Annotated in this window: 15 protein-coding genes; 11 read left to right on the top strand and 4 right to left on the bottom strand. The window is 41.6% G+C overall.

Going from position 1 to position 11,677, the window contains the following annotated elements; translation table 11 throughout:
• The first annotated feature begins 1 nt into the window (after nt 1).
• Nucleotides 2-778: an enoyl-CoA hydratase-related protein gene (locus tag ACIQZD_RS10315; protein ID WP_402901526.1), complete on the top strand. Its 777-nt coding sequence runs from the start codon at nt 2-4 to the stop codon at nt 776-778.
• Nucleotides 779-863: 85 nt separating this feature from the next.
• The gene (paaX, locus tag ACIQZD_RS10310; RefSeq protein WP_402902079.1) at nt 864-1,745 is read left to right on the top strand and encodes a phenylacetic acid degradation operon negative regulatory protein PaaX; all 882 of its coding nucleotides are present in this window, start codon (nt 864-866) and stop codon (nt 1,743-1,745) included.
• A 77-nt stretch (nt 1,746-1,822) separates the two neighbouring features.
• Here the strand turns inward: paaX and ACIQZD_RS10305 are convergent, their stop codons facing one another.
• Complete coding sequence (locus ACIQZD_RS10305) at nt 1,823-2,335, bottom strand: gamma carbonic anhydrase family protein (RefSeq protein ID WP_241593642.1); 513 nt, start codon at nt 2,333-2,335, stop codon at nt 1,823-1,825.
• Nucleotides 2,336-2,415: 80 nt separating this feature from the next.
• On the opposite strand from ACIQZD_RS10305, the gene ACIQZD_RS10300 reads away from it, so the two are divergent.
• Nucleotides 2,416-3,381 (top strand): NAD(P)H-dependent flavin oxidoreductase, encoded by a 966-nt coding sequence (locus tag ACIQZD_RS10300; protein ID WP_402901522.1) that lies wholly within the window; start codon nt 2,416-2,418, stop codon nt 3,379-3,381.
• Between the two features lie 346 nt (nt 3,382-3,727).
• On the top strand, nt 3,728-4,339 hold the full coding sequence (locus ACIQZD_RS10295) for a DedA family protein (RefSeq protein WP_402901519.1): 612 nt from the start codon (nt 3,728-3,730) through the stop codon (nt 4,337-4,339).
• Nucleotides 4,340-4,384: 45 nt separating this feature from the next.
• Here ACIQZD_RS10295 and ACIQZD_RS10290 read toward each other — a convergent pair whose 3' ends face one another.
• Nucleotides 4,385-4,525, bottom strand: coding sequence for a YjcZ family sporulation protein (locus ACIQZD_RS10290; protein WP_402901516.1), 141 nt, complete (start codon nt 4,523-4,525; stop codon nt 4,385-4,387).
• Nucleotides 4,526-4,741: 216 nt separating this feature from the next.
• On the opposite strand from ACIQZD_RS10290, the gene ACIQZD_RS10285 reads away from it, so the two are divergent.
• The 5 genes from ACIQZD_RS10285 (at nt 4,742) to ACIQZD_RS10265 (ending at nt 9,235) form a co-directional block, all read left to right on the top strand.
• Nucleotides 4,742-5,485, top strand: coding sequence for a metallophosphoesterase family protein (locus ACIQZD_RS10285; RefSeq protein WP_402901513.1), 744 nt, complete (start codon nt 4,742-4,744; stop codon nt 5,483-5,485).
• Nucleotides 5,486-5,583: 98 nt separating this feature from the next.
• A complete protein-coding gene (locus ACIQZD_RS10280) occupies nt 5,584-5,712 on the top strand; it encodes a hypothetical protein (protein ID WP_402901510.1) in 129 nt (42 codons plus the stop codon).
• A gap of 212 nt (nt 5,713-5,924) precedes the next feature.
• Nucleotides 5,925-6,851: a cation diffusion facilitator family transporter gene (locus ACIQZD_RS10275; RefSeq protein WP_402901507.1), complete on the top strand. Its 927-nt coding sequence runs from the start codon at nt 5,925-5,927 to the stop codon at nt 6,849-6,851.
• A 274-nt stretch (nt 6,852-7,125) separates the two neighbouring features.
• Nucleotides 7,126-7,815: a response regulator transcription factor gene (locus ACIQZD_RS10270; RefSeq protein WP_350301606.1), complete on the top strand. Its 690-nt coding sequence runs from the start codon at nt 7,126-7,128 to the stop codon at nt 7,813-7,815.
• On the top strand, nt 7,805-9,235 hold the full coding sequence (locus tag ACIQZD_RS10265) for a HAMP domain-containing sensor histidine kinase (RefSeq protein WP_402902076.1): 1,431 nt from the start codon (nt 7,805-7,807) through the stop codon (nt 9,233-9,235). The genes ACIQZD_RS10270 and ACIQZD_RS10265 overlap by 11 nt, the downstream gene beginning before the upstream one ends.
• A 55-nt stretch (nt 9,236-9,290) precedes the next feature.
• Here the strand turns inward: ACIQZD_RS10265 and spx are convergent, their stop codons facing one another.
• Nucleotides 9,291-9,686: a transcriptional regulator Spx gene (gene spx / locus ACIQZD_RS10260; protein ID WP_034314875.1), complete on the bottom strand. Its 396-nt coding sequence runs from the start codon at nt 9,684-9,686 to the stop codon at nt 9,291-9,293.
• A gap of 247 nt (nt 9,687-9,933) precedes the next feature.
• Between spx and modB the strand changes: the two genes are divergently transcribed.
• Nucleotides 9,934-10,587 (top strand): molybdate ABC transporter permease subunit, encoded by a 654-nt coding sequence (gene modB / locus ACIQZD_RS10255; protein ID WP_402901502.1) that lies wholly within the window; start codon nt 9,934-9,936, stop codon nt 10,585-10,587.
• A gap of 180 nt (nt 10,588-10,767) precedes the next feature.
• On the opposite strand, the gene ACIQZD_RS10250 is transcribed toward modB, so the two are convergent.
• A complete protein-coding gene (locus ACIQZD_RS10250; protein ID WP_402901499.1) occupies nt 10,768-11,034 on the bottom strand; it encodes a hypothetical protein in 267 nt (88 codons plus the stop codon).
• A 108-nt stretch (nt 11,035-11,142) separates the two neighbouring features.
• Here ACIQZD_RS10250 and ACIQZD_RS10245 point away from each other — a divergent pair, with 108 nt between their 5' ends.
• Nucleotides 11,143-11,634: a hypothetical protein gene (locus tag ACIQZD_RS10245; protein WP_402901496.1), complete on the top strand. Its 492-nt coding sequence runs from the start codon at nt 11,143-11,145 to the stop codon at nt 11,632-11,634.
• Nucleotides 11,635-11,677 lie beyond the last annotated feature (43 nt).

The following is an 11,677-nucleotide window of genomic DNA, read 5'->3' as shown; positions in this document are numbered from 1 at the left end:
CATGTCCAAGGTTATTTATGAAGTGATAAATCAAATCGGCTATGTAACAGTGAATCGGCCTGACGTATTGAACTGCTTCGACTATGAGACACTTTGTGAACTTCAGGAAGTCATCGATGCAGTTTATTATGACGGCGATATCCGTGTCGTCATTTTCACCGGTGCTGGGGAAAAAGCATTCAGCGCGGGAGCGGATTTGAAAGAAAGAAAGTCTTTGAATGATGCGGAAGTAAGAAGGAACGTTAAAGCGATTCGCGATGTTTTTAATAGTATCGCAGGGCTTCCGCAGCCGACAATAGCTGCCGTCAATGGTTATGCATTGGGGGGAGGATTTGAATGGCTGCTTTCATGTGACTTTGCAATAGCTGCCGAAGGTGTTTCTTTGGGGCTCACTGAAACTAGCTGGGCCATTATTCCTGGGGCAGGCGGGACACAGCGGCTGCCGAGATTGATTGGAGAAATGAAAGCGAAGGAATTGATCTTCACCGCTAAAAAATTGACTGCAGAAGAGGCATATCAATTAGGGATCCTTTTGAAGGTCGTGCCAAGGGATCAACTAATGTCAGCTTGTGGAGAATTGGCAGCCAATATCATGAAAAACGGGCCGATTGCAGTCAAACAAGCCAAATATGCGATTGACCAAGGAATGAATACGGACTTGCAAACCGGAATGGCAATAGAAGGAAAAGCCTATGAATTGACCATCCCGACTCAAGACAGATTGGAAGCGCTCCTGGCATTTAGTGAACGGAGAAAAGCGCGATTTACTGGTGAATAATATTGCGCTTTCATTTAAAAAAGATATAATAATTATTATGTCTTCCGTGTGAAAATAGTAACAATGTTAGGACGAGGTGAGAAAGATAGGTACTAATACACAATCCATGATTTTTACGATATACGGCGATTATATCCGTAACTATGGAAGTAAAATTTGGATAGGCAGTTTAATTCGTTTGTTAAAGGAATTCGGCCATAATGAGCAGGGCGTTCGTGTAGCCGTTTCACGAATGGTCAAGCAAGGTTGGATTCAATCAGAGAAGCAGGGAAATAAAAGCTATTACTTTTTGACTGATCGCGGTGTGCAGAGAATGGATGAAGCGGCCAATCGCATATATAAGATGAAACCAAATGAATGGGACGGTAAATGGCGTATCTTAATGTACACGATCCCTGAAGATAAGCGGCAATTACGGGATGATCTCCGTAAAGAATTATTATGGAGCGGGTTTGGCAGTTTTTCAAGTGGTTGCTGGATTTCCCCTAATGATTTGGAGAAACAAATCAATCGTTTGATCGAGAAATATGACATAGATGAATATGTTGATTTTTTCATTTCGGAGTACAAAGGTCCAAAGGAAAACCAATCGATTGTCGAGAAGAGCTGGCATTTAGAAGAGATTGAAAAAAAATATGAAGAATTCATCGAGAAATACAGCAAACAATTCATCGTTCATCAAAGCATCATTAGCAGGGGCGAAATGTCCGATGCTGATTGTTTTGTGGAACGAACGAACTTGGTGCATGAATACCGTAAATTTTTATTTATCGATCCGGGCCTGCCAAAGGAACTTCTGCCTTTAAAGTGGAATGGCAATCATGCTGCTCTTTTATTTAGCCAGTATTATCAAGTCTTGGCTGAACCGGCAAGCCGTTTCTTTGAAAGCGTATTTCAGGAAAACAATGATTTATGCCGGAAAGACGAAACCTATGATGCCAAGGACCATCCACTGATCATTAAGTGAAAAAGGGCCTCGGCCAGTCGCTAATGTCGACTTGCCGAGGCTCTTTTCACATTATCATTTTCGACTCTTGCTTTTAATTAATCAAGTATCCCTTTGAAGTCTTTTCCTTTTTGAACATATGTATCGATTGAAAGTTGGATCAATTCAAGATCTTTATCATTCAATCTGCGAACCACTTTCCCAGGGGAACCAATAACCAGTGAACGTGGAGGTATGATTTTGCCAGAGGAAATCAATGTGTTCGCTCCGACGATGCATTCTTCGCCGATCTCTACATTATCCAATATCGTTGATCCCATACCGATAATGGAGCGTTTGCCTATTTTACAGCCATGCAGGATGACATTGTGACCAACCGTCACTTCGTCTTCAATGACAACTGGGCATCCTTCAAATAAATGAATGGTGGAATTATCTTGTATACTGCATTTTTCACCTATTGTAATTGAATCTTCATCACCGCGCAGTACGGAATTAAACCAAATGGTCGAGTCTTTCCCAATCGAAATATCACCGATTAAATGAGCGCCGGGTGCCACGAAAACAGTATCATCAATGGATGGTTTTTTATTATTGTAAGGAATAATCATAGTCTCGCTCCTTTTTGAAAAGTCAGAATTGTTTTTCTAATGAATATAGTATAACATTAAATTGACAGGGAGGGATGAAAGTGAAATATATTTGTGAACTTTTTGCGATAAAATATCCCATTATACAAGGCGGAATGGGGAATATAAGCAATGCAAGTCTTGCGGCTGCAGTTTCCAATGCAGGAGGACTGGGGACAATAGGGTGCGGTACCATGAATCCTGAACAGGTGGAAGCCATCATTCTCGAGACCAAAGATAAAACCAATAACAATCTCGCGTTGAACATTCCAATAAATGTTAGTCCATATACAGATGAGTTAGTGAGTCTTGTCCTGAAGCATGAAATACCTGTAGTTTCCTTATCAGCAGGAAATCCTGCCCCTTTCATTCCGCTTTTGCAAAAAAAGAATATAAAAGTGATTGCCATCGTTGCGTCGGTCAAGCACGCGCAAAAAGCGCAAGCGGCAGGGGCTGATGTGTTGGTCGCAGAAGGGTTTGAAGCTGCCGGCATCAATTCGAACCTGGAAATGACGACCTTTACACTCATTCCGCAAATCAGCAAGCATGTGACGCTTCCAGTTTTGGCAGCTGGCGGAATAGGCAATGGACAGGGTTTGGCAGCGGCATTGATGCTGGGGGCTTCAGGAGTCCAATTGGGAACCAGGCTGATCGCTACACAAGAGGCACCGTTCCATCCGTCATATAAACAGAAACTGATCGAAGCTATGGGCAATGATACAGTAATTTTGGGCAGAACGTTTGGCCAGGTCAGAAGGGTATTGAAGGACCCATATACCGAGAAAGTCCTGGATTTGGAAAAACAGGGTCTGTCTCCTGTGAATTATCGTGAAATGACCTCTGAAGTCCATCATATTAATGGGGCGATGAACGGGGATGTTAACAATGGTTTTATGAACAGCGGCCAGGTTGCCGGATTGATTGACGATATACCCACGGTAAAGGAATTACTTGATGGCATGATGAAAGATGCAAAAAAACATATGGAAGATGGATTGAGTAGACTCTCTGCCCCTTTTATGATTTGAGAACTAAGGGTACCGATCTTGTCATGTGTACATCTCTACCCATTTAGGGGCTATTCACTTGGTTAACTATATCGAATGCTTGAGGTCAATTCGTCCTCAAGTTTTTTTCGTTTCGGGACCATCTGATATTCTATTATCGTTCTTCTTACAAGCATAGTTCTATAGTAAATAGCCCGATAACAAAACATGGACTCCATAAGAACATTGTTTTAGGATAACATTATGGAAAAATGCGGATTAACTTGTGATACAATGGAATATGTCCTTTTTGACATCATGGGTGCCCGGATTCATCTTGGAGCACCCCTTTTTATATGTAATAAAAGTTAGAAAAGGGGAAACCTCATTGGAAACTTTAATAATGGATATGATTGAAGCGTTTAAATCTTTATCTTATTTCGGTGTTTTACTAGCTTTGACTTTTGAATTCATTCCTGCTGAAATAGTTTTGCCACTGGCAGGATACTGGGTTTATCAAGGTGATATGAATTTATACTTGACTATCCTTGCCGGTTCGCTTGGTGGGGTAACGGGACCATTGACGCTTTATGCCTTAGGCAAGTATGGCGGGAGACCGCTTGTATTAAAGTTCGGAAAATACTTTTTGATCAAAGATGAGCAGTTGAACAAAGCTGACCGCTTCTTTGAAATGTATGGTGGGGGAATTGCCTTCTTTGGACGGTTTGTACCAGGTATTCGTACCGCCGTGTCGCTGCCATGCGGAATATTGAAAATGAATATTTGGAAATTCATATTATATACCTATATGGCGATGCTTCCTGTTACAAGCGTTTATGTTTATTTAGGGTTTAAGTTAGGACCTAGATGGGAGCAGGCGGGAGCCATCTTTTCACAATATGCGAATTTCTTGCTTATCCCCATTGCACTTATAGTCATTTGGTTCATTATGAAGACTCGAAAACAAAAGCAAAGAGAAAAAATAAATTTCAATTCATAACAAAGAAGGCGCCATGATCAGGCGCCTTTTTGATTTATGTCATTATTAGCAGCATCCACCGAAGCCGCCGCCGAATCCCCAACTGCATCCAATGATGATCAACAAGATGAATAATACGATCAGCAATGCGAATCCGTTATCGAAACCGCCGTGGCTGCCACAACATTCGTTACCATTTCCACCCATTTGATTTCCTCCTCATACATATTATGAATTACATACCTAGCAAAACATCTTTACCGGGAATACTTCATACTATGTATTCTAGGCCGAAGTGTTTGCTTATTCATAAAAAATGGGCGTGGGCAAAATCAAGGAAATAAGCCCGAATATTTTTTTGATTTTGTTTTAAATGTTATAATATACCATGTGGATTGTGGGGGAAGGGAGCTGAACTAACTCATGAAAGTTGCCATTATAACGGATGTGCATGGTAATTCTTCAGCGTTGAAAGCCGTTCTTAGGGATGTTGATCAAAGGGAAGATATAGATCGACTCTATTGTTTGGGAGATATGGTCGGGATTGGCCCGGATACTAATGAAGTCCTTGAACTGTTATTTTCAAGAAATGATGTATCGATGATAACTGGAAATCATGATGAAGCTGTCCTGGCCATCGTTAACGGGGAGCCGCATCCGGACGGTCATATTCATGTTAAGGAGCATCATGAATGGATAGCCGAAAGGATGCATTGGAAATTCATAAATGAATTGGAAAAATTGCCTCGAACCATACATCATATCATTAATGATCACTCCGTTTACTTCACCCATTATCACATGGAATCGAAGAAATTGGATGAGCACATAAGCCAAAATCCATTTAGTAAAATCGTTGAACCGAGTTTAAATAACTTAGAAACGCTTTTCAAAGATCAGCATCACGATTTAATAGGATTTGGACATCATCATCCTATCCACCTTTTTAAAAATGACCGAACGATATTCCTGAATCCTGGTTCTCTTGGCTGTAATGGTGAACCAGTTGCTCCTTATGCGATTGTTGCAATTGAAAATACCGGTATTCAGGTAAAGCTTGAAAAAGTCGCCTATGATAATACATCGTTCCTGTCATCGTATCAAAGCTTACAAGTCCCAGAGCATGAATTCATTATACGTGCCTTCCATGGCGGCCAGCAGGTCTAGCATGTTTAAAAAAGATGAAGAATGGGGAAATGTTGAGCATAAAGGTACATGCCTGTGGATACGATAATAGGCAAACTCAACGAAGCTGGAGGTAGGTCATGAAGGAAAAGGAACAGGTAGTAAATCAAGAGCAGGAAGAGCTGGAACGGCACAGTCTTGTCTGTAATGATGAATTGTTTAATAAGGATCTGTACGCCATTGTCGATGATACGATGCAAGAGGAATGATAAACGGGAAAAACGCTGCAGGTAATGTCTGTAGCGTTTATTTTTACTTTGAAATGGCTGAAGCCAGAATTTTGGATTTTCGTAAAAGGTCACGTCCTGCCTGATTCCATCACTCTTTTTACAGCCAGTGAATCCCGGAAGTGAATCATTTGAAACCATTCTGGATTTATCCCATACTATATATAAGTTTCAAATCCGAGAGGAGGGATGGCATGGGACATCATCACGGTCACTCCCATGATCATGGGCACGGACACCATCACCATTCTAATAATAAAAAAGCCTTGTTGGCATCTTTCTTATTAATCTCCACATTCATGATCGTCGAGGTCATTGGCGGATTCTTGACAAATAGTCTGGCTTTACTGTCGGATGCAGGTCACATGCTGAGCGATGCGGCAGCTTTAGGGCTTAGTTATACAGCGATAAGGTTGGGGGAAAGGAAAGCGACATCGTCCAAATCGTTTGGATATAAACGGTTTGAAATCATTGCTGCTTGTTTGAATGGATTGACCTTGATCGTCATATCGGTATTCATTTTCGTAGAGGCAATTAAGAGGTTCCTGGATCCCCCTGAGGTGCAAAGCTTGGGAATGCTAATGATCTCAATCATCGGCTTACTTGTTAATATCATTGCGGCCTGGATTTTAATGAGCGGAGATAAGGAAGACAATCTGAATGTACGGAGTGCTTTTTTACATGTTATTGGTGATATGCTTGGATCTGTGGGTGCCATTGCGGCCGCACTTTTGATTTATTTTTTCGATTGGGGAATTGCAGATCCGATTGCGAGCGTCATAGTCGCGATTTTAATCATTATCAGCGGTTTTAGGGTAGTGAGGGATTCTTTCCATATCTTGATGGAGGGCACACCAGACCAAGTCGATATGGATGAAGTGAAAGCATCCTTGATGGAATTGGATGGTGTATCCGATGTCCATGATCTCCATATCTGGACGATCACCTCTGGTTTTTTGACAATGAGCTGCCATGTTGTCATAGATGAGAGCGGTAATCACGATTCAGTCTTAGCAGAAGCGCAAAAACTACTTCATGATCAGTTTGGAATTGAACATAGCACGATCCAAGTGGAAAGACAGGAAGCGGGCTGTCCGAATCCACACGAGACATGTAATTGAAAAGGGCTGGCTCAGTTTAGAGCCAGCCTCTTAAGAGTGTATGAGGAGATCATTGTTTTTTTCTGGATGATTATTACGACCATGCAGAAGCATTCCTGTTAAAATGAATCGAGATCACTTATACAAGGTTACTATGTGAAAACATCGGTTAATTTTACTGCGAACATAATCCTGACACATTAAAATGGTAAGATTGAGGGAAAATGCTTGGTCTTTTTAATAGTTAGCATATATAAAATAATTCCACTATAATTCAGGAAGGAGGAATCCGTCAATGAAGAAAATTCTTGTAGTAGAAGATGAAATCGCCATTTCGATGGTATTGAAAGCATATTTGGAGCGGGAAGGTTTTGATGTAGTCCAAGTTTACGATGGGCTAAAGGCCATTCCGGTGTTTGAAGAAACGAAGCCAGACCTTGTCCTGCTTGATGTCATGCTGCCTGGTAAGGAAGGCTGGGATATACTGAAGGAAATTCGGGAGGACGATACATGTCCGGTTATCATGTTGACTGCACTGACAGATGTCGATTACAGATTATCGGGATTTAAGTCAGGTGCGGATGATTACATCTCCAAACCCTTTGTTGCCGAAGAAGTCGTGGCCCGGGTGCATGCCGTTTTAAGAAGATCATCATCGGTTGTTACGGAAGATGGTCATGTACATCAATTTGGGAGTTTAACCATCGATGATCTGTCTTATATGGTGCATTTAAATGGGGAAGAGATAAACTTGACGCCGCGTGATTTGTCGCTGCTCGTTTTTTTCGCTAAGCACCCTAATCAAATTTTCACGAGAGAACAGCTGCTTGACCAAGTGTGGGGCATAGATTATGACGGCAGTGACCGTGCGGTGGACCTGGCGATCAAACGAATCAGGAAGGCGATAGATGCATGGCCTGTAACTGAGGGGGAAATAAAAACATTGCGTGGATTGGGGTATCAATTGAGTGTCTATGAAAACTAAAAAAAGAACCACTTTACAACGCTATTGGACAAAGAGGTACGTATTGACCTTGATTTCCGGTTTGATATTATTGTCTGTTTTTTCCTTATGGTGGATGGAAAAAACGGCTTTGGAATATAGGCTCAGCCTTCTTAAATACTTAGCTGATGAAACATCCGATCGCGCGATTAAGGAAAATGGCCAGATTGTCGTTGGCCCGATCCTTTCGGAAATTGTTGAGGAAAGGGAGAAAATACTCCATCTGAACCAACAGCCAATCATCTATATCGTCGATCCCGATGCCACCATCATATATACGATGCCACAGTTGTATATCGATCCGGATGAAAATAAACTCCCGGACGTCATCATGAAAAATACGGAGTTAGTCCAGAAGGTCAAGATTTCCGACAATAAAGTATATGTCGTCAAATCCCCCATTACGTTTAACGATGAGACGAGAGGCTGGGTGGTCATTGCCCAGGAAGAAGGGGCATTGAAGGAAATCAACCAAGATCATGGCTTGTTGGCGATCATGATTGGAGGCCTTCTGATTCTGGGAACGGGAGTCATTTATTTTCTTTCCAGGCAGATTTCGCGCCCCATCCAAGACGTAGCTAACGCCGCTGTCCAGGTTCGTGAAGGCAACTATGATATCCATTTCAAAGAGGAAGAGGAAATCAAGGAAGAAGAAATTTATGAACTGATAGAATCATTTAAGGAAATGACCAATCGATTGAAGGTCATGGAGAAGTTGCGGGCGGAATTGCTTGCAGGCGTAACCCATGATTTAAAAACGCCAGTCACTTCCATTAGCGGACTGATACAAGCGGTTAAGGATGATGTCGTTAAGGGAGAGCAAAGTAAGGAATTCCTCGATATTTCCTTAAAGGAAACTCAGCGTTTACAAGGTATGATAGAGGATTTACTCAATTATAATGCCATATCGGCAGGCGCTTTTAAAATCCGGGTGCAAAAAGAGAATATCAATATATTCATCAAGGAAATCGCTTATCGCTGGCAGGTGACCCAGGATGATGATCAAGCGTTCGCTTTTGAGATAAAAGTTCCTGATGAACCGGTCTTTGGTCAAATTGATTCATTGCGGATGCAGCAAATCGTCATTAACCTTTTGAATAATGCCAGACATGCACTTGACGGCAAAGGGAAAATAGCGATTCACCTTTATGAAAAGGATGATGAACGGATCTGCATTGATGTACTGGACAGCGGGCGGGGGATTCCGAAACATGAACAGCAATATGTGTTCGAACCATTTTATCGAGGTGAAAACAAAAAGCTGAAGGTACGTGGGTTAGGTTTGGGACTGCCATTCAGTAAGATGCTCGCAAAAGCGCAAAAGGGAGACCTTGTGCTTAAGGATAGCGATGAACAAGGCACCACCTTCACGATTGTCATAGAGAAAGCGGATAAGATATAAAAAAGGGTTGTCCGATGTAATGGACAACCCTCTTATTATGCAGAATGTTAACTGATTAAGCCAATTGGCTGATTGCACGCCATAATTGTACATGACGGACCTTCCTTGGAAGGAAGCGTCCCATTTCTTCTTCATTATATCCTGCATGCAAGTTCTTATGGTCGAAAATGATTGGCCGGCGAAGTAAATCCGGGTTATCTTGAATAAGCTTGCAAAGATCATTAAGTGGTGTATTATTTATATCGATATTCAGGCTTTTGAATTTTTTGGAACGTGTTGAGATGATTTCATCTGTCCCGCCTTCCGTTTTACGTAAAATCTCTTTTATTTCTTCTATAGAAAGTGGTTGGGAATATAGGTTACGTTCATTAAAGGAAATTTCGTTCTTCTTAAGCCAAGCTTTTGCTTTACGACAGGCTAAACTGCTTGGGGTTGTATAAATTGTTACCATTAAAATCGACTCCTTCAAAGTTTTCAAGTTTATTGGAATGAAATTATTTTTATATTTGTGATACTCTTACTTTAACGTTCCTTTGTGTCAGCAAGATGTCAAGAAAAATAAACTTAAATGTTATTTTAAAAAGAAAGGGAGAAAATGAAATGGAATCTGCCTTTAATGAAAAAGAAACGGTTTTGGTAATGATGCCGAAAAAGGACCTGCATAGGCCGTTATTTAACAGTGATGTGCGGATGGCATCATGACAGGGGATTTTTGGTCACCAGTCAGGCTATCGATACAAGTAGCGGGACTATCGGGTATCCTTGTTTTCATTTTAGGAATTATCCTAGCGCGAATGATGGCTAAAAAGAAATTCAGGGGAAGAGTCCTGTTGGAAACAGCGTTTTTATTGCCGCTTGTTTTGCCGCCTTCCGTCGTGGGGTTTTTATTGATTGTGATTTTTGGCAAGAGTGGAATGCCGGGACAATTCATTGAAAGGGTTTTTAATCAGCCCCTGATGTTCACGTGGTGGGCGGCGGTCATTGCATCTACCGTGGTAGCGTTTCCGCTTATGTACCAATCCGCTAAAACGGGCTTTGAAGGTATAGATGAAGAAATCGAAAATGCAGCAAGGGTTGACGGGGCCGGCGAGTGGAGATTATTCCTGAATGTATCCCTTCCATTGGCGGTCAAATCCATCGTCACAGGTGCCATCTTGAGTTCTGCTCGAGCATTGGGGGAATTCGGGGCCACACTCATGTTTGCCGGAAACATTCCCGGACAGACACAAACCATACCGACCGCGATTTATATCGCCATGGACTCCGGGAATATGACATTAGCCTGGCTATGGGTTGCCGTAATCATTGTCATTTCATTCATTATGCTTTTTATCGTGACATACATAAAATGAATGCTGTTTCTCGAATATGCTTATGAAAAAGAGAGGTGCGGCTTCTATGTCCTCTTTATGGGTGAATCCGTTTTTTTCGTAAAGGTTCCGTGCAGGCAGGCTCATTTTACCGGTCGAAACGGATATCTTTTCCCAGTTGCCGTGTAATTGAAGAGCATGCAGCAGTGCATCCGCGATACCCTACCGGAAATAATCAGGATGGACGAACATCCGGCAAATCAGTATTTGGCCATTTTCTTTTGTATAAGATATTGCACCCGCTAAGGCATCACCCTTTAAAAAGCTTAAGAACGTTTCATTACAATGAATGAATTGTTCATATGTTTCCAATAATGGAGGGATATCGGCAAAGCCAATCATATCCGCTTCCACCTTATAGGCATCTTTCTGAAGTTTAAAAAGCTGCCGGCCATAATCGGAGTCCAGGTCCCGAATTGTCATGATCAATCAAATCACTCCCTTTCATTACATTATAATGGAAGAGGAGATTATTGTTTCTAATCAGTCTATGTTATAATCGACAAACAATATGAACTAATGAAATGAGGAAGAAATTTGTTAACATTTGAAGAAAAATTGAGCATCATTGAAACTTTTCCGGAATTACAGCGAAAAGACGTTTCATTGGGACGTGTGAACTTCCATTATCCAGAAAGCGTCCAGGAGAAAAAAATCGTCGTTCAGCACTTGCACCCCAATGGAAATGGATTCGTTTACGCTGGGCATATGAGAAAAAAAGACACTGACCGTAAAGGGTTTATCAATATACGTGACTATAATGAAGCGGATTTGAAAGAATTGATCCAAAAAAGCGTGGATTACCTATCAAAACCTCCGGTTGAATTCGAAGAAGAGGAAAACGAGTTCGCTAGGTTGGAAGGGGCATGGATTGGCCCTGAAAAGCAAGAGCTTACACTTGAAAGGGAAGACCTGCTTTGGAATGTTTATTCAGGGTCGAATCTTGAGGAATGTTTCGAGAGTCCGGTAGAGGCGGAGCGCTACTTATTGGACGAAGGCTTCCGACAAAGCAAGAAGAGGAATATGTAGAATTTTAGGATAATTTGTCGGTTGATTTACTGCGATAATCTTG

Origin of the sequence: Peribacillus sp. NPDC096447, assembly GCF_044762725.1 — a bacterium.
In the GTDB taxonomy this organism is placed as follows: Bacteria; Bacillota; Bacilli; order Bacillales; family DSM-1321; genus Peribacillus.
The sequence above is the reverse complement of the archived record's forward strand: the minus strand, read 5'-3'. Positions and strand labels throughout refer to the sequence as shown.